Origin of the sequence: Microvirga mediterraneensis (assembly GCF_013520865.1) — a bacterium.
Taxonomy (GTDB): Bacteria; Pseudomonadota; Alphaproteobacteria; order Rhizobiales; family Beijerinckiaceae; genus Microvirga; species Microvirga mediterraneensis.
Genome location: NZ_JACDXJ010000001.1, coordinates 632,645 through 650,381 on the forward strand (window position 1 = coordinate 632,645; position 17,737 = coordinate 650,381).

At 66.4% G+C, this 17,737-nt stretch carries 18 protein-coding genes; 13 read left to right on the plus strand and 5 right to left on the minus strand.

Features of this window, described 5'->3' with window-relative positions:
* Window positions 1–29 precede the first annotated feature (29 nt).
* The 5 genes from H0S73_RS02905 to H0S73_RS02925 all read left to right on the plus strand — a co-directional run bounded on the left by H0S73_RS02905 (window position 30) and on the right by H0S73_RS02925 (window position 7,060).
* Complete coding sequence (locus tag H0S73_RS02905) at window positions 30–4,853, plus strand: NAD-glutamate dehydrogenase (protein ID WP_181050748.1); 4,824 nt, start codon at window positions 30–32, stop codon at window positions 4,851–4,853.
* A 150-nt stretch (window positions 4,854–5,003) separates the two neighbouring features.
* A complete protein-coding gene (gene thpR / locus H0S73_RS02910; protein WP_181050749.1) occupies window positions 5,004–5,540 on the plus strand; it encodes an RNA 2',3'-cyclic phosphodiesterase in 537 nt (178 codons plus the stop codon).
* 36 nt (window positions 5,541–5,576) lie between these two features.
* Entirely contained in the window at window positions 5,577–6,167 is a 591-nt protein-coding gene (locus H0S73_RS02915; protein ID WP_181050750.1) for a histidine phosphatase family protein, read from the plus strand.
* A 183-nt stretch (window positions 6,168–6,350) separates the two neighbouring features.
* Window positions 6,351–6,659, plus strand: coding sequence for a 4a-hydroxytetrahydrobiopterin dehydratase (locus tag H0S73_RS02920; RefSeq protein ID WP_181050751.1), 309 nt, complete (start codon window positions 6,351–6,353; stop codon window positions 6,657–6,659).
* Entirely contained in the window at window positions 6,656–7,060 is a 405-nt protein-coding gene (locus tag H0S73_RS02925) for a GFA family protein (RefSeq protein WP_181050752.1), read from the plus strand. Before H0S73_RS02920 ends, H0S73_RS02925 begins: the two co-directional genes overlap by 4 nt.
* 6 nt (window positions 7,061–7,066) lie before the next feature.
* On the opposite strand, the gene H0S73_RS02930 is transcribed toward H0S73_RS02925, so the two are convergent.
* Window positions 7,067–7,852 carry an SDR family NAD(P)-dependent oxidoreductase gene (locus H0S73_RS02930; RefSeq protein WP_181050753.1) on the minus strand — a complete coding sequence of 262 codons (786 nt, stop codon included), beginning with the start codon at window positions 7,850–7,852 and terminating at the stop codon, window positions 7,067–7,069.
* Between the two features lie 81 nt (window positions 7,853–7,933).
* On the opposite strand from H0S73_RS02930, the gene H0S73_RS02935 reads away from it, so the two are divergent.
* The 4 genes from H0S73_RS02935 (at window position 7,934) to H0S73_RS02950 (ending at window position 11,418) form a co-directional block, all read left to right on the plus strand.
* On the plus strand, window positions 7,934–8,320 hold the full coding sequence (locus tag H0S73_RS02935; protein ID WP_425488171.1) for a YkvA family protein: 387 nt from the start codon (window positions 7,934–7,936) through the stop codon (window positions 8,318–8,320).
* A 300-nt stretch (window positions 8,321–8,620) separates the two neighbouring features.
* On the plus strand, window positions 8,621–9,316 hold the full coding sequence (locus H0S73_RS02940; RefSeq protein ID WP_181050754.1) for a hypothetical protein: 696 nt from the start codon (window positions 8,621–8,623) through the stop codon (window positions 9,314–9,316).
* 254 nt (window positions 9,317–9,570) lie between these two features.
* On the plus strand, window positions 9,571–10,884 hold the full coding sequence (gene rlmN / locus H0S73_RS02945) for a dual-specificity RNA methyltransferase RlmN (RefSeq protein ID WP_202049769.1): 1,314 nt from the start codon (window positions 9,571–9,573) through the stop codon (window positions 10,882–10,884).
* 36 nt (window positions 10,885–10,920) lie between these two features.
* Complete coding sequence (locus tag H0S73_RS02950) at window positions 10,921–11,418, plus strand: hypothetical protein (protein ID WP_181050755.1); 498 nt, start codon at window positions 10,921–10,923, stop codon at window positions 11,416–11,418.
* Here the strand turns inward: H0S73_RS02950 and H0S73_RS02955 are convergent.
* The gene (locus H0S73_RS02955) at window positions 11,390–12,031 is read right to left on the minus strand and encodes a LysE family translocator (protein ID WP_181050756.1); all 642 of its coding nucleotides are present in this window, start codon (window positions 12,029–12,031) and stop codon (window positions 11,390–11,392) included. The two genes, H0S73_RS02950 and H0S73_RS02955, sit on opposite strands and share 29 nt — an antisense overlap.
* 146 nt (window positions 12,032–12,177) lie before the next feature.
* On the opposite strand from H0S73_RS02955, the gene H0S73_RS02960 reads away from it, so the two are divergent.
* From H0S73_RS02960 to H0S73_RS02970, 3 genes are read left to right on the plus strand one after another with little or no spacing between them, the layout of a single operon-like run.
* Window positions 12,178–12,783 (plus strand): LemA family protein, encoded by a 606-nt coding sequence (locus H0S73_RS02960; RefSeq protein ID WP_181050757.1) that lies wholly within the window; start codon window positions 12,178–12,180, stop codon window positions 12,781–12,783.
* Window positions 12,784–12,787: 4 nt separating this feature from the next.
* Complete coding sequence (locus H0S73_RS02965) at window positions 12,788–13,600, plus strand: TPM domain-containing protein (protein WP_181050758.1); 813 nt, start codon at window positions 12,788–12,790, stop codon at window positions 13,598–13,600.
* Entirely contained in the window at window positions 13,601–14,212 is a 612-nt protein-coding gene (locus tag H0S73_RS02970) for a TPM domain-containing protein (RefSeq protein WP_181050759.1), read from the plus strand.
* Here the strand turns inward: H0S73_RS02970 and H0S73_RS02975 are convergent, their stop codons facing one another.
* The 3 genes from H0S73_RS02975 to H0S73_RS02985 all read right to left on the minus strand — a co-directional run bounded on the left by H0S73_RS02975 (window position 14,213) and on the right by H0S73_RS02985 (window position 17,103).
* Window positions 14,213–14,968, minus strand: coding sequence for a DUF1223 domain-containing protein (locus tag H0S73_RS02975; RefSeq protein ID WP_181050760.1), 756 nt, complete (start codon window positions 14,966–14,968; stop codon window positions 14,213–14,215). It abuts the gene before it with no gap.
* Between the two features lie 54 nt (window positions 14,969–15,022).
* Complete coding sequence (locus H0S73_RS02980; protein WP_343058200.1) at window positions 15,023–15,955, minus strand: lipid A biosynthesis lauroyl acyltransferase; 933 nt, start codon at window positions 15,953–15,955, stop codon at window positions 15,023–15,025.
* A 125-nt stretch (window positions 15,956–16,080) separates the two neighbouring features.
* Complete coding sequence (locus H0S73_RS02985; RefSeq protein ID WP_181050761.1) at window positions 16,081–17,103, minus strand: zinc-binding dehydrogenase; 1,023 nt, start codon at window positions 17,101–17,103, stop codon at window positions 16,081–16,083.
* A gap of 234 nt (window positions 17,104–17,337) precedes the next feature.
* On the opposite strand from H0S73_RS02985, the gene H0S73_RS02990 reads away from it, so the two are divergent.
* Window positions 17,338–17,703 (plus strand): hypothetical protein, encoded by a 366-nt coding sequence (locus tag H0S73_RS02990; protein WP_181050762.1) that lies wholly within the window; start codon window positions 17,338–17,340, stop codon window positions 17,701–17,703.
* Window positions 17,704–17,737 lie beyond the last annotated feature (34 nt).

A 17,737-nucleotide genomic window follows, 5' to 3' on the forward strand; every position in this document is an offset into this window, starting at 1 on the left:
CGCGACCAGATATGTGAGAGGATGCGCGCATGAAGCTGGAAACCCCTACCGGCGGAAGCGAGTTGACGGCACAAGCCGTCGCCGTGCTGGAAAAAGGCCATAAGGCCATTCCGCCCACCTTCGTGCGCGATCTCTATGGGCGCGTCCCGTCCGAGGATCTCGCGTCCTACTCGCCGAAGACGCTGGCGGATCTCGCCGCGGAAGCCTTCGAGCACCTCAAGGCCTCCCGGACCTCCGACGGGGCGGATATCCGGCTCTTTGATTTCGAGATTGAGCGCGAGGGCCGGCGCCAGGACGTGACGGTGCTGGAAATCGTCAACGACAACATGCCTTTCCTGCTCGATTCGACCCTCGCCGAGGTCGTCGACGAGGGCTACGAGCCGCTGCTCGTCGCCCACCCGATCCTGGCGGTGGAGCGGGATGCGGGCGGCGCCCTCGTGCGCCTCGTGGGCGAGGCCACGGCCGCCCTGCGGCTCGGCGTGAAGCGCGAGAGCTTCATCCATATCCACCTGCCGCGCCTCGACGATCCCGAGACCCGCACGCGCCTGATCGAGGCCATGCGCCTCGTTCACAGGGACGTTTCCGTCGCGGTCCACGACTGGCCGGGCATGCGCTCCCGGATCGCCGAGATCGTCCACGATTACCGCCTCAATCCTCCCCCGCTGCCGGAGGACGAGGTGAAGGAAGCCATCGCGTTCCTCGACTGGATCGCGCGGGACAACTTCACGTTCCTCGGCTTGCGCGAATACCGCCTGCCGTCCGGCGACACGGCGGCCAATCCCGTCGAGGGCTCGGGCCTGGGTCTCCTGCGCGATCCGTCCGTGCGCGTGCTGCGCCGCGGCCGCGAGCTGGTTGCGATGACGCCGGAAATCCGCGCCTTCCTGGCGCGTCCGAAAGCGCTCATCATCACCAAGGCGAACGTGAAATCGCGCGTCCATCGCCGGGCGCATCTCGATTATGTCGGCGTCAAGCTGTTCGACGACAGCGGGCATCTGCGCGGCGAGCTGCGCATCGTGGGCCTGTTCACGGCGAGCGCCTACACCAACACCACCGGTGAGGTGCCCTATCTGCGCCACAAGGTGGCGAAGATCGTGGCGCGCGCGGGCTTCGACCCAGCGAGCTATGCGGGCCGCGCTCTCCTCAACGTGCTCGAAAGCTATCCGCGCGACGAGCTGTTCCAGATCGACGAGGACACCCTCTACCACTTCGCCATCGAGATCATGAACCTGTCGGAGCGTCCGCGGGTCAGGGCGCTCGCCCGCGTGGACGAGTTCGACCGTTTCGTCTCGGTGCTCGTCTTCGTGCCCAAGGACCGCTACGACACGCAGGCGCGCCAGCGCATCGGCCAGTTCCTGGCCGGCATCTATGGCGGCCGCGTCTCCGCCTCTTATCCGGATTATCCGGAGGGCCCGCTCGCCCGCACCCATTACATCATCGGCCGCGACGAGGGCGAGACCCCGGACGTGCCGCGCGAGGTCCTCGAGAAGGGCATTTCCGCCATCGTGCGCACCTGGAGCGACGCACTGCGCGATGCGCTCGACGAGAGCGTCGGCGGCGCCCGGGCCAGGGCCCTGGCGTCCCGCTACGGCGAAGCCTTCAGCGCGGCCTACCGCGAAGCCTTCGGGGCCGAGCAGGCCATCGCCGACATCGCCCTCCTGGAGCAGCTCTCGGAGGCCAGGCCCCGCGCCGTCGACCTCTATCGTCGCGAGGCCGACGACGAGACCCGCGTGAACCTGAAACTGTTCTCGCTCAACATGTCGCTGCCGCTGTCGGAGCGCGTGCCGCTTCTGGAGAATCTCGGCTTCCGGGTCGTCAACGAGCGAACCTACCGGGTCGCGTTCTCGGACGCGCACCGGGTGTGGCTCCATGACATGACCCTGGAACGCGCCTCCGGCGGAGCGATCAAGATCGACGAGATCCAGGCCCTCGTCGAGGCGGCGCTCCTCGCGCTCTTCCGGGGACTGGCGGAATCGGACGGCTACAACCGCCTCGTCCTGGAAGCGGGCCTCGGCTGGCGCGACGTCGCCATGGTGCGGGCCTTCGGCCGCTACCTGCGCCAGATCCAGGTCACCTACGCACAGGACTACATCGCCGAGACGCTCTCCCGCCACGGTACGATCACGGCCGATCTCGTCAAGCTGTTCTACGCGCGCTTCGACCCACGCAAGGACGAGGGACGCGCGGCCGCCGAGGCCGCCATCCGCGAGCGCATCGAGGACCAGCTGAAGGAAGTCACGAGCCTCGACGACGATCGGATCCTGCGCCGCTTCGTCAACCTGATCGAAGCCGCGATCCGCACCAACTTCTTCCAGCTCGAAGAGAACGGCCTGCCGCGCCAGACCATCGCGTTCAAGTTCGAATGCGCCCGCGTGGAAGGCCTGGCCCTGCCGAAGCCGCTCTACGAGATCTTCGTCTATTCGCCCCGCGTCGAAGGCGTGCACCTGCGCTTCGGCAAGGTGGCGCGCGGAGGCCTGCGCTGGTCCGACCGCCCGCAGGATTTCCGTACGGAAGTGCTGGGTCTGGTCAAGGCGCAGCAGGTCAAGAATGCCGTCATCGTGCCGGTGGGCGCCAAGGGCGGATTCGTGCCCAAGCACCTGCCGCCCGCGAGCGACCGGCAGGCCTGGCTGGCGGAAGGCACCGAGAGCTACCGCATCTTCGTGCGCACTATGCTGCAGCTCACCGACAACATCGTCGGCGACAGCATCGTTCCCCCGCGCGACACCGTGCGCCACGACGGCGACGATCCCTATCTCGTGGTCGCAGCCGACAAGGGCACGGCCACCTTCTCCGACGTCGCCAACGCGCTCTCCATCGAGAAGGGCCACTGGCTCGGCGACGCCTTCGCGTCCGGCGGAAGCCAGGGCTACGACCACAAGAAGATGGGCATCACGGCCCGCGGCGCCTGGGAAGCGGTGAAGCGCCACTTCCGCGAGATGGACGTCGACATCCAGACCACGTCCGTGACGGTGGCGGGCGTCGGCGACATGTCGGGCGACGTGTTCGGCAACGGCATGCTGCTGTCGCGGGCGCTCAAGCTAGTGGCCGCCTTCGACCACCGTGACATCTTCATCGATCCGAACCCGGATCCGGAAGCCGCCTATCTGGAGCGCGAGCGGCTGTTCAATCTGCCCCGGTCGAGCTGGCAGGATTACGACAAGGCGCTGATCTCGAAAGGCGGCGGCGTGTTCCCGCGCAATGCGAAGTCGATTCCGCTCTCGGACGAGATGCGCGCGCTCCTCGACATCGACAAGCCGCAGGCGAATCCCGTCGAGGTGATGAACGCGATCCTGAAAAGCCGTGTCGACCTGCTCTGGTTCGGCGGCATCGGCACCTATATCCGCTCCTCCAGCGAGACGGACGAGCAGGTGGGCGACCGCGCCAACGACGCGATCCGCATCACCGGCCCGGAGGTGCGCGCCAAGGTGATCGGCGAGGGTGCCAATCTCGGCATGACCCAGCGCGGGCGCATCGAGGCGGCGCAGAGCGGCGTACGCCTCAACACGGATGCCATTGACAATTCGGCGGGCGTCAACACCTCCGACGTGGAGGTGAACATCAAGATCGCGCTCACGACGCCGGAGCGTGACGGACGCCTCACGGAGGAACAGCGCAACGCGCTGCTCGCCGACATGACCGAGGACGTCGCCGCCCTCGTGCTGCGCAACAACTACCTCCAGACCCTGGCGCTCTCGCTCTCCGAGCAGCGCGGCGCCGCCGATCTCGGCTTCGCCCGCCGGCTCATGCACATGCTGGAGGCTCAAGGGCGCCTCAACCGCACCGTCGAGAACCTGCCCGACGACAACAACCTGACGGAGCGCGCCCGCCGGGGCGAGGCGCTCACCCGGCCGGAGCTCGCGGTGCTGCTCGCCTATGCCAAGCTGGCGCTGCACGACGAGCTGCTCGAGAGCCCGGTGCCGGACGATCCCTATCTCGGCAAGGAGCTCGACCGCTACTTCCCGGCCGAGATGCGCGAACGCTTCCCGGATGCGATCGCCACCCACCGCCTGCGCCGCGAGATCATCGCGACGCAGCTCGCCAATGCCATCATCAACCGGGGCGGACCGACCATCGTGGCCCGCCTCGTGGACCAGACCGGCGCGGACGCCCCGACCATCGCGGCGGCCTATGCGGCCACCCGCGATTCCTTCGGCCTCACCGAGATGAACGTCGCCATCGACGCGCTCGACGGGATCGTGCCCGGCGCGATGCAGCTGCATCTCTACGGAGAATTGCAGGATTTGCTGATGAACCGGATCGTCTGGTTCATCCGCAACGTGGACTTCGTGAACCATTCCCTCGACGAGATCATCGGCACCTACCGAGCCGGGATCGCCGAGGTGGAGCGCAGCCTCACCGACACGCTCTCGCCCGAGGCGCAGGAGGCGTGGCACGCGCGCACGAAGGCGCTGGTGGATGCGGGAACGCCGGAAGAGCTGGCACGCCGCATCGCGGCTTTGCCCGACCTCGTGGCCGCGCCGGACATCGTGCAGACCGCGCAGAAGACCGGCAAGCCCGTCAGCGACATCGCCTGCACCCACTTCGCCCTCGAAGCGTCGTTCCGGCTCGGAGCGCTCATCGGGGCCGCGCAGGAGATCACCGTCAGCGATTACTTCGACCGGCTGGCCCTCGACCGGGCCATCGACAGCATCGCCTATGCCCATCGCGGCCTGACGGCCGAGGTCGCGTCGCAGGATGCATCCGGCGCCGAGGCCGTGCGGGCCTGGAGCGACAAGCGCGGCGCCGACGTCAACCGCATCCGCACGGCGGTCGACGGCATCGTCTCGTCGGGCCTGACCCTGTCGAAGATCACCGTCGCGGCAAGCCTCCTCGGCGATCTCGCGCGGATGAGCTGAGGCGCCGGTCCGGACCCTGAAAGGCCCGGCGCTTCATGCAAACGGGATCACCGGCACGAGGCCGGTGATGACGAGGGAGGTTTGATTCCACGCGGAACAAACCCCTCTCGCCATTCGTCTCAATCACGGCAGAAGCCCGGGAGGTGCCGCATGCCTCGCCTGTTCACCGGCATCGAGATCCCGGCCGAGATCGGCCTCGCCCTTTCGGGCTTTCGCGGCGGCCTTCCCGGCGCGCGCTGGGTCGACCCAGAGAATTATCACCTCACCCTGCGCTTCATCGGCGACATCGACGAGCGCATGGCGGACGACGTCACGTCGATCCTCGGCGAGCGGCGCCAGCGCGCTCCGCTCGTCATCACCATCGACGGGCTCGACACCTTCGGGGGTGGGAAGCCCCGCGCGGTCTTCGCCCGGGTGGCCGGCAGCGGCGAGCTGAACGAGCTGCAGGCCGAACAGGAACGTCTCGTGCGTCAGGCCGGCCTGCCGCCCGAGACGCGCCGATTCACTCCGCACGTGACCCTGGCGCGGCTTCGCAACGTCTCGCCCGGCGACGTGGCGGATTACATCGCCACCCGGGGACATTTCCCGAAGCTGACCTTTACGTCCGACCGCTTCGTTCTTTACTCGTCCCGGGCTTCGGTGGGCGGCGGGCCCTACATCGTCGAGGCGGCCTACCCCTTAAGCTAGCTCGACGGTTCCGGCGGATTCCGTTACGTCTCGCCCATGGCTTCGCTCATCTTCATTACCCACCCCGAAGTGGTCATCGACCCCGCCCGGCCCATTCCCGAATGGCCCCTGAACGCCACCGGTCGCGCCCGCATGGAGCGCTTCGTGGAGTTGCTTGCGGACCGGGACGTATCCGCCGTCTATGCCAGCACCGAGCGCAAGGCCATGGACGGCGCCGCCATCGTGGCGGAGGCCCTCGGCCTGTCCTACGAGGCGGACGAGGATTTGGGCGAGAACGACCGGTCGGCCACCGGCTACATCGCGCCGCCGGAATTCTGGGACGTGGTGCGCGAGTTCTTCGGCCGCCCGCACGAGAGCATCCGCGGCTGGGAACGCGCCGTCGACGCGCAGACCCGCATCGTGAACGCCATCCAGCGGATCCTGCGCGAGGACGAGACCTCTGACGACATCGTCGTCGTCTCCCACGGGGCGGTCGGATGCCTGCTGACGGCGCATCTGCAGAAGGTCGAGATCGGCCGGGAAAGCCGCCCGCAGCATCCCGGCGGCGGCTGCTTCATCGTCATCGACCGCGATTCGTTCACGCTGACCCGGGACTGGCGGGCCATCGAGGACGGGTTCGCCGATTGAGCGAAGCCTCAGCGTCATTCCCGGCCGCCGGAGCGGGAATGATGTCAGGGCTCGAGTTCCTTGAAACCGCGCCGCCGTGCGTCATCGTCAAAGCATCGAACGCAAAAGGGGAGCCGGGAAAAGCGGATCCACTTTTGCGCACGACGCGTTAAGATTGTCCTGTCCCCACGATGAAGCGCGCCGATGCCCCGCCTGACCGAATCAGAACGTTCCGAACTCCTGCCGGCCCTCGACGGTTGGGCGATGGTGGAGGGCCGCGATGCGATTACCAAGCGTTTCGTCTTCGACGGCTTCAACGCGGCCTTCGGCTGGATGACCCGCGTGGCCCTCGTGGCCGAGGCCATGAACCACCATCCGGAATGGTCGAACACCTACAACCGGGTCGAGGTGACGCTCTCCACCCATGACGCCAAGGGCCTGACGCGCCGCGACATCGAACTGGCGCAGCGCATGGACCAGATGGCCGCTGGACTGGTGAAGGAGAGGCCATGACCGGGATGCGCATCCGCACGGGGGGCTGCGCCTGCGGGCAGCTGACCTTCACGACGCGAGGCGAGCCGAAGCGCGTGGGGCTCTGCCATTGCATGACCTGCCGCAAGATCAGCGGCTCACCCTTCAGCGCCTTCGTGATCTTCGCGGCCGATCAGGTCACGATCTCGGGCGAGTTCCGGGGCTGGTCGGCGACCCCGGCCGTCGAGGACTGCTTCTGCCCCGTCTGCGGCTCGCAGGTCTTCGACCGGGATTGCGACAGCGAAATCGAAATCAGGCTCGGCTCGTTCGACGAGCCCAATCTCTTCACGCCGACCTACGAGTCCTGGGCCAAGCGCCGGGAGCATTGGCTCCGCACCCCGGATCTCGAGAGCTTTCCCGAGAACCGGAGCGAAGGATCCTGAACGCCGTTATTTCGGCTGCATGCGCAGGGCTCCGTCGAGGCGGATGCCCTCGCCGTTGAGCATGTCGTTCTCGATGATGGCCTTCACCAGGGTCGCATATTCCTCCGGCCGCCCGAGGCGGGAGGGGAACGGCACGTTGGCCTCGAGCGCCTTGCGGTAATCCTCCGCGATGCCCTCGAAGAGAGGCGTGTGGAACAGGCCGGGCATGATCGTCATCACCCGGATGCCGAAGCCCGACAGGTCGCGGGCGACGGGAAGCGTCAGCCCGAGCACGCCGCCCTTGGAGGCCGCATAGGCGGCCTGCCCGATCTGGCCGTCCTGGGCGGCCACCGAGGACGTGTTGACGATGACCCCGCGCCCGCCGTCGGGCGTGACCGGATCCAGCCCTGCCATGGCCGTGGCGCATTTGGCGATCATCGCATAGGTGCCGATCAGGTTGATCTCGACCGCGCGGCGGAAGCTCGCCACGTCGTGGGCGATCAGCTCGCCGGTCTCGCGCTTCTTCGTGACCGTGCGCCGGCCCGGCGCGATCCCTGCGCAATTGACCAGGATGCGCTCGGTGCCGTTGGCGGCGCGCGCCGCGGCCAGCGCCGAATCGATGGAGGCCTCGTCGGTGACGTCCGCCTTGCAGAACACGGCGCCGATCTCGCGGGCAACCTCCTCGCCGCGCTCGGCGTTCATATCCAGGATGGCGACCTTCGCGCCGTTCGCGGCCAGCATGCGCGCGGTCGCCTCGCCGAGGCCGGAGGCCCCTCCGGTCACGACGGCCGCCATCAATTTGTCGAGCTTCATGGCTTTTCTCCCTGCATCCGGAGACGTCTTAAGCTATCCTCGACGTCACGGGAACGCACAGGATCGTAAGGAGCAGTTGATATGAGCGCACCCATCATGAAGCCTTTCACCAAGGCCGAGATGGAGGCCATACGCCAGGAGACCCGGGACGAGGAAGGCCTGAAGCGCCGGTTCTGGGCCAAGCTGAAGCGGGTTGCCGGCAAGATCCCCTTCGCCGAGGACCTCGTGGCCGCCTTCTTCTGCGCCACCGACCCGTCGACTCCGCGCCGTGTGAAGCTGATTCTCTTCGGAGCGATCGCCTATTTCGTCTTCCCCGCCGACGCGATCTCCGACTTCCTGCCGCTGCTGGGCTTCGCCGATGACGCAGCTGTTCTGGCCGCCGCGATCACCCAAGTGGCTGGTTCCATTACGGAAGAGCACAGGGAAAAGGCGCGCGAAGCCCTGGCGGATACACCGGATCAGGCTTAGCTTTCGCGATTTAGGATCTTATTCCAAAGAAAGAATATTGACTTATTGCAATGTTATTATAGATAGATTACTAAGATCTTGTTGCGTTGAAGTCATTTCCATCTCCTGGCAATTGCAAGACGGGTAAGCTTTATTCGTCCACCTCAGGGTCGCTTCGGCGACCCTTTTTATTGGGCCGCCGTTCAGGCAAGCGGGCCAGTCTGGCCTTGCCGCCACGTTTCGACGCATCGCCAACCCACCGGCGTAGCCTTAACGGAGATGGTGAAAAGTTCTTAACCATCCGCCTGTATGGTCCGCTCCATGATTACTGCATCTTTCCAGCGCGGCATCGCCGCGGGCATCCTTTCCGCCCTGTTCGTCATCGGAACCGGGCCTGCCGCTCTGGCACAGCCCCAGCGTGGGCAGCAATCGACACGACCGGCGCCCGCGAAACCGGCCGCCAAGCCTGCTCCCGCGGCGAAGACCAGCCCGGCGAAACCCGCCGCCGCAGCGGGCGCCGGGGCAGCCGCGGGCGCGGGTGCCGCGAAGGCGACGCAGGCTGCCACGGGTCCGGGCGGCGCCTCGCTCCTCACCTCCTATGGCGATTGGGGCGTCTACACGGCCCAGACCGGCCGCTCGAAGATCTGCTACGCGCTCAGCCAGCCCAAGGACCGGCTGCCGAAGAACCTGAGCCGGGATCCCGCCTATCTCTTCGTATCCTTCCGCCCGGCGGAGAACGTGAAGAACGAGGTCGCCCTCGTGCTCGGCTTCGCGGCCAAAGAGAACGGACAGGCGGAGGCCGCCGTGGGCAATGCCTCCTATGCCCTGATCACCAAAGCGACCAATGCCTGGCTCAAGAACCCCGCCGAGGAGGGCCAGGCCATCGCCACCATGGCGCGGAGCGGAACCGTGACCGTGAAGACCCAATCGGCCCGCGGCTCCAGCCTGACCGACCGCTATTCCCTGAACGGCTTCGGCAAGGCCCTGGAGCACGCCCGCAAGGAATGCGCGTCCTAAGTCCTGCGTTCGGTTGAAAATCGGCGCCTCAATGAGCATGTTCCGGGCTAAAGCATCGGACCCAAAAGTGGATTCCACTTTTGGGATGCATTCGATGCTCTGCTTTTTGAAGAGCGCATTGTTCTAGCGGAAAACCGGGGCCACTTTTCCGCACAATGCGCTTGCGCTCGGAATTTTGCTTTTGAGGCTCACGGTTTCGGCGCAATCGTGCTATAAGGCACGCCAAATCCCAACAACGAGGCACGAGATTTCCCATGGCGACGGTGCTCGACATCGCCAAGCGCAACCCCAATGCGGCCCCCGTGGCCGTGAGCGATGCCGCGCGCGCGGCCGGGTTCATCGAAAAGACCGCTGAGGTGACAGTGGCGGCGGGAGCCGCCCCCGGCGGCGCTTCGCTCGTCGGCCTCACCCGCGACCAGCTCAAGGATTCGCTGGCCGCCATCGGCGTGCCCGAGCGCGAGCTCAAGATGCGCGTCGCCCAGCTCTGGCACTGGATCTATTTCCGGGGCGCCAGGGATTTTTCCGAAATGACCAACGTGGGCAAGGAGCTGCGCGCCAAGCTCAGCGCCGCCTATACGCTCGCCCGCCCGCAGGTGGTCTCCGAGCAGGTCTCGAAGGACGGCACCCGCAAATGGCTGATCCGCATGCCCTCGACCGGCCCGCTCGACAAGGGCGCCGAGATCGAGTGCGTGTATATTCCGGAAGTCGACCGGGGCACGCTCTGCGTGTCGAGCCAGGTCGGCTGCACGCTCACCTGCTCCTTCTGCCATACGGGCACCCAGCGCCTCGTGCGCAACCTGACCTCGGCCGAGATCGTGGCGCAGCTCATCGTGGCCCGCGATTCCATCGGCGACTGGCCTGACGCCACGCCGCCGGAAGGTGCCTTCGTTCCCACCGACGGCGGACGCTTCGTGTCCAACATCGTGTTCATGGGCATGGGCGAGCCGCTCTACAATATCGGCGACGTGATTGCCGCCATCGACGTGATGTCGGACGGCGAGGGTCTAACCCTGTCGCGCCGCCGCATCACCGTGTCCACTTCCGGCGTCGTGCCGCAGATGGAGCGCCTCGGCGCGGAAGCCAATACCATGCTGGCCATCTCGCTCCATGCGGTGCGGGACGAGCTGCGCGACGAGCTGGTGCCGATCAACCGCAAGTACGACATCAAGCAGCTGCTCGACGCCTGCCGGGCCTATCCGGGCCTGTCGAACGCACGCCGCATCACGTTCGAATACGTGATGCTCAAAGGCGTAAACGATTCGGACGCGGACGCCCGCGAGCTTGTGCGTCTGCTCAAGGGCATTCCGGCGAAGATCAACCTGATCCCGTTCAATCCCTGGCCCGGCTCGAAATACGAGTGCTCGGATTGGGAGCGGATCGAGCGCTTCTCCGAAATCGTCTACCGGGCCGGCTATGCCTCTCCGGTGCGCACTCCCCGCGGCCGCGACATCCTGGCCGCCTGCGGCCAGCTCAAGAGCGAGACCGAAAAGCTGCGCGCCCGCGCCCGCATGATGGCCGAACAGGGCATCGGGGCGGAAGGCGTGTATGCGGTGGGGAACGGGGAGTAGGGCATCCAGGCCAGGAACATGTTATAGACCCCCGGCATGATCCGCTGGCTTCTCCTCATCCCCTTCGCCCTGCTCATCGCCATCGGCGCGAGCGGCACCTTTTTCCTCATCGCCAGCATCGTCGATCCTGTGATGGCGATGCTGACGGGCGACACGGTCTTCGTCGGGTTCTGGTCCCTGCTGGACGCCGTGTTCTCGGCGGACGATCCCGGGCCCATCGTGGCGGACGCGTTCCTGGCCGTGGGCCGGATCGTGTTCACGCTGCTCGTCTTCCCGCCCCTCATGATCGCCATCGTCAGCGAGGTGCTGGGGATGCGCAGCCTCCTCTGGTACACGCTCGCCACCGGAATCCTGACGGCCGCCGTGCCGTGGATCCTGCGCGGCGCCGCGCGGGTCGGCTCGCCGGCGGAGCTCCATGTGAGCCTCGTCCTCGGCCTCACCGGCGCCGTGGCGGGTTTCGTCTATTGGGCGATCGTCGGAGGGCGCGAGCCCAAGCGTCCCGCGCCTACCGCGCCGACGCCGTCAGGATCTTGATGGCGAAGGCCGAGAACAGGCCGGCGAAGGAATAATCGATCCCCCGCATCAGCTTCGGGTGCCCGCGCAGGAGCGCGACGACCTTGTCGGCCCCCAGGATCAGGAGCGCGCCCATGGGGGCGGTGAGCACGATGAAATAGAGGCCGAGGAACAAAAGCTTGTCGGCCGCGTGCGGATCGGCCGGGTCGACGAATTGCGGCAGGAAGGTCACGAAGAACAGGACGACCTTCGGGTTCGTGAGATTGATTCCCACGCCCATGCAGAAGGTTTTCCAGAACGAAATCTCCGCCCGCCCCTCCTCCTTCACGTGCAGGGCCGAGCCGTTGCGCACCGCGTCGAACGCCATCCAGAGCAGGTACAGGGCGCCGACGATCTTCAGCACCGTGAAGGCCGTGACGGAGGCCGCCAGCAGGGCCGAGAGGCCCAGCGCCGCCAGCAGCGTATGCACGCCGCAGCCCGCCATCGCGCCCAGCATCGACGCCATGCCGGCCCTGCGCCCGCCCGCCATGGTCTTCGCCAGGAACAGGCTCATGTCCGGCCCTGGTGTGATGAACAGGAGGGTCGCGGCGAGGGTATAGGTGAGCAGGGTACCGATGTCGGGCAGGAAGGCCATGAGACGAATCCGAACGGTGCAACGGCCGGATCATGCCTCAATCCCATGTGCACGGCCACCGAAAAGCCGCTTGTTGAAAGGCCGCCTCTGCTCCATCTGTTGATCCCGGCAAAGGTTCGTGGAACCATATCGCGAGAAGGACAGTCATGAAGGCCCTGCTTTTACCCACCCGGATCCGCGTCGCCCTCACGGGCGTGCTTCTGGCGTTCGGGCTGTCCGCCTGCGGAATCAACAATGTGCCGACCCTGCAGGAGCAGGCCAAGGCCGCCTGGAGCGAGGTGCAGAACCAGTACCAGCGCCGCGCCGACCTGATCCCCAACCTGGTCGAGACCGTGAAGGGCTTCGCCCAGCAGGAGCGCGAAGTCCTGACCCAGGTGACGGAGGCGCGCGCGAAGGCCACGCAAATCAAGGTCGACGCCTCCACGGTCACCGACCCGGAGAAGTTCCGGCAGTTCCAGGAGGCCCAGAACCAGCTCTCCGGCGCCCTCGGCCGCCTGCTCGCCACCGTGGAGCGTTACCCGGAGCTGAAATCCAACGCCAATTTCCTGGCCCTGCAATCCCAGCTCGAAGGCACGGAGAACCGCATCGCGGTGGCGCGGCGCGACTACATCGCGACCGTGCAGGCCTACAACACGGAGCTGCGCACGATCCCCGGCCGCTGGATCGCCGCCATCGTCTATCCCGACGCCAAGCCCATGGAGACGTTCACGGCCACCGCCGGCTCCGACCGGCCACCCGAGGTGAAGTTCTAAGGGGATGAGAGGCACCCGGTCTTTCGCGTCCGTCCTTGTGAGCGAGAGAGTTCAGGCGCTCTTCATCGCGTCGCTCCTTCTCATCCTCCTCGCCACCTTCCCGGCGCTCGCACAGACGTTCCCGCCCCTCAACGGCCGGGTGGTCGATGCGGCCAATCTCCTGAAGCCCGAGGAGCGGGCGGCCCTCGAGGCTAAGCTGAAGGCCCATGAGGACAAGACCAGCGACCAGGTGGTGGTCGCCACCGTGCGCTCCCTCGAGGGCTACCCGGTCGAGGACTACGCCAACCGCCTGTTCCGGCACTGGCAGCTCGGGCAGAAGAAGAACAACAACGGCGTCCTGCTTCTGGTCGCACCGCAGGAGCGGAAGGTCCGCATCGAGGTCGGATACGGCCTCGAAGGGGCGCTGACCGACGCGCTCTCCAAGGTCATCATCACGACCGCCATCGCGCCCCAGTTCCAGAAGGGCAATTTCGCCGGCGGCATCGATGCGGGCGTCGACGCCATGCTGTCGATCCTCACCGGCGATGCGGAGGAATGGCACCGCAGGGCCGAGGTGCGCGAGGACAACACCACGGGCATCGACCCCTTCGTCGCCTTCGTCATCCTCGTGATCCTGTTCTTCCTGATCTCGCGGATGATGGGCGCGGGCCGCGCGGGCGGCGTCAGGCGGGGACGCCGCGGTCCCTGGATCGTCACGCCCGGCGGGTGGTCGGGGGGAAGCGGATGGTCCGGCGGAGGAGGAGGCTGGTCCGGTGGAGGCGGGTTCTCGGGCGGCGGAGGCTCGTCGGGTGGCGGCGGCGCCTCGGGGAGCTGGTAGATGATGTCACCCGACGATCAGGCGCGCCTCGCCCAGGCGATCAGCGACGTGGAGGACGACACCTCCGGCGAGGTCGTGGTCGTTCTGGCCGAGCAGGCGGGCCATTACCGCGAGATCCCGCTCCTCTGGGCTCTTCTCGCGGCTCTTGTCACGCCCTGGCCGCTGATCTGGCTCACGGCGATCAGCACGTCGCGGATCTTCCTGATCCAGCTCGCGGTGGGGCTGGCGTTGAGCCTCGTCCTCTCGTGGCCCAGGCTGCGCTATGCCCTGGTGCCGCGCTCCATCAAGCGGACGCAAGGCCATGAGGCGGCCTCGCGCGAGTTCCTGCGCCGGGGGCTCACCCGCACCCGGGAGAAGACCGGCGTGCTGATCTACCTGGCGCTCGCCGAGCATCACGCGGAGATCCTCGCCGATACGGGGATCTCGGACCGGGTCGATGCGGAGATCTGGGCCGACATCGTGGCCGACCTGACCGGCGCGATCGGGGACGGGCGCATGACGGAAGGGCTCCTCGACGCGATCCGGCGCACCGGCGCGATCCTGGCCGAACATGCCCCTCCCCGCCTCGACGACGTGGACGAGCTGCCGAACAAGGTGATCGTGCTGATGTAGTTACAGGCCCGGGCCCTTCGCGGCCCCCAGGATGATTCCCGGGCGGGTCGCATCGGTGCTCTGGAGCAGCACCACATAGGTATCCCCGCCGCTGCGGGCGGTCTCGACCGGCACCTCGAACCGGGCCGAGCCGCCGAGCCATTCGCCGACACGGTTCAGGCCGCGCACCACATTGGCATAGGTGATCGTCTTGCCCCGGTTCTCGCCGCGCTCGATCGGCACCGTCTGCGCCTTCAGGACGGGCAGGACCCATAATTCGGCCGCCCGCTGCGCCGTGTCCGGGGTCTCCTCGACGAGGATCGTGACCCGGCCGTTCTGCTCATGGACGGTGACGTTCACCGGCAGGGTCTTGCGGCCCTTCGAGGTCGCCTGGATGGCCTTCTCGATCTGGCCCCGGTCGGAGCCGATGCAGGATTTCTTGCCGTTGACGATCATCTGCGGCGTGAAGACCTGCCGGTCGCTGCGGGAATGGGCATAGGCCTTCTGCCGCTCCGTAAAGGCCACGTGGGCGAGCGTGTCCTTCCAGCCGAGATAATCCCAGTAATTCACCGGCAGGGACAGGGCGATGATGTCGGGCTGGCGGGAATACTCGACCAGGAGCTCGTCCGCCGGCGGGCAGGAGGAGCAGCCCTGGCTCGTGAACAGCTCGACGACCGCGCGCGGCGGCTCCGCCAGAGCAGGCTGAAGGAGAGCGGCCAGACCTAGGGCTGCCAAAGTCAGTGTCAAACGGGACGCCATGGTGACGCTATCGAACACGAAATCGACCTTGAGGGAAACTCACGTTACGTTGAGCGTCAGCCGAGACGGGATCTAAGCCGATGCTTTGGCCGGAACGCGCCAGCGGCGGTGCATCCACAGCCATTGCTCGGGATATTCCCGCACCCATTCCTCCACCACGGCGGTCATGGCCTGCATGGCACCCTGCACGTTGATCTGCCCGTCGGGATCGCGGGGCAGATCGAGCGGCGGCGTGAGCTGCAGGCGGAACCGGTGGTTGGGAAGGCGGACGACCCGCACGCCGTGGACCGGGCAGTCGAAGCGGCGCGCGAACTTGCCGAGGATGGGATTCACCAGGGCCGGGCGGCCCATGAAGTTCACGATCACCCCGCGGGTGAAGTGCTGGTCGATGAGCATGCCGAGATGGCCGCCCTTCTCCAAGGCGCCCTGCATGGCGAAGGCCGCGCCCTGGCGGGCCGCCTCCAGGTTGCCCATGGTTTCGCTGCGGATCTCGTGCAGGACGCGGGCGATGGCCGGATCGTTGGGCGCGCGGAACACCGCCGTGGTGTCGAGCCCGAAGCGCGCCGCGCAGATGGCGGGCAGTTCCCAATTGGCGAGATGGGCCGAGAAGATGATCCCGGGCTTGCCGTCGTCCCGCAAGGAAAGGAAGTGATCGATGCCGTCGACCTCGGTGCGGCCGGGCATCGTGCTGTCCGGGTCGAAATCGAACAGGCGACCGAGATGCGGATATTCGCCCCCCGTGCGACCGAGATTGTCCCAGGCCGCGAGCGCCAAGGCCTTCACCTCGGCCTCGGACTTCTCCGGATAGGCCGCGCGGATATTGGCGAGCGCCGTCCTGTGCGCGCGCAGCAGCGGGCCGAAGGTGCGGGTGAGCGCAGCCCCCACGCCTCCCGAGCGCTCCGGGCCCAGCAGCCGCGAAAAGGCGAAGACGCCGCGCACGACGCCGACCATGACCGTTCCGATCAGTCGCGAGACGAGGTTGCGGGAGCGGTGGGGTTGGCGCACGTTTGTTCGGTTCCTGGCATGAAGAGCCGGCGGAAGTCCCGGCTTGAAAAAGAAAAGGCCCCGCGTCTTTTTCGCGGGGAGCCCGTTTCGTCAAGATCTGTGATGACGCGGCCGGGTAGACCGGGTCAGAACGTCACGATCACCTTGCCGAAGACCTTGCGGCCTTCGAGCCGCTCGAGACCCTTCTGGAACTCGTCGAGCGGGAAGACGGCGTCGATGACCGGGGTCATGCCGTCCGCCATCTTGCCGAGCGACTGCGCGATGTTCTCGATCCGGCAGCCGAAGGAGCCGAAGATCCGGTATTGCTGCTGGAAGAGCTGCATCAGGTTCATGGTGGTGGAGACGCCCGAGGTCGAGCCGCAGGTGACCAGGCGCCCGCCGCGCTTGAGGCACAGGAGCGAGCCGTTCCAGGTCTCGGCGCCCACATGCTCGAACACCACATCGACGCCCTTGCGCTTAGTGAGGCGGCGCACCTCGCCCTCGAAGCGCTCGGTGCGGTAGTTGATCACGTAATCGGCACCGAGCGCCCTGGCCTTCTCGCCCTTCTCGTCGTCGCCGACCGTCGTGTAGACCGTGCAGCCGATGGCCTTGGCCATCTTGATCGCCGCCGTGCCGATGCCCGAGCCGCCCGCGTGGACGAGGATCGACTCGCCCGGCTCCAGCTTGGCGTTGTCGAACAGCATGTGCTGCACGGTGCCGAAGCCGATGGGCGCGCAGGCGGCCTGCTCGAAGGAGACGCCCTGGGGCACCGGGATCACGAGACGCTCGGGGCGGTTGATCAGCTCGCGGGCGAAGCCGTCGATATGAAAGCCCATGATGCCGGCGACGTTCTCGCACAGATTGTCCCAGCCCTTGCGGCAGGCGGGGCAATGGCCGCAGGTCTCGGCCCCGTACATGGTCACCGGATCGCCTGCCTTGAAGCGCGTGACGCCCTCGCCCACCGCGGCGATCTCGCCTGACGCCTCGACGCCCACGGCCTGCGGCATCTTCCGCTTGGCGAAGGCCATGCCGCGAAAGCCCCAGACGTCGAGGAAGTTGAGCGCGAGCGCCTTGACCCGGACCTGCACCTCGCCGGCGGCGGGCGGCGGAGGCGGCTCCATCTCGGTGATGCGAAGGTCACGGTCGCCGAAGAGCTGAAGGGAGCGCATGAAAACCAATCCTGGTCGTGTGACGGCCTGCATCTCAAGGTGCAGGGTCACAGAGAAATTCTTTTCGGCGGCTTAAAGGGCGACGAGGCCGATGACAAGTTTTGTGTGATTCCCTGACAGAGGGCACGCTTGCATCATGATTTATTATTACATATACAATCAGAGGGTGTCAGAATATGGCTCCTACGGCTCGACTCACACAGAAGGCCACGGACCCTTCCATTGCAGATAGCTATGAAAAGACTTGCCGCTCTTGCTCTAGTTTTTGTTCTGGGCGGCTGCGTTAGCGCGCGGCAACTGCCAGACGACGCGAATCCTGCTCTCATGGTCGGAGAGGCAGCTTATCTCACGACTCGATGCCCTAAACTCAAGCAGGAGCGCCAGATGGATGCCCTCGTCGTTGCCTGCCTTTTGAATAAGGCTAATGGCATCGATTGCCCTACTGCCATGACGCGACACCTGGAGACAGATCTTCTGAAGGGCATGGTAAAGGCCAAACAGGAATTCGCTTCCATACCCGACGCACAAGTTTGCCGCACCGCCACTGAGCGCTACGGCAAGAACGGCTCGCGTTTCAAGAACATGCTCATCCCGAAATAATGCCGCTGATCGCCTATCTCGGTGGCGAAAACGT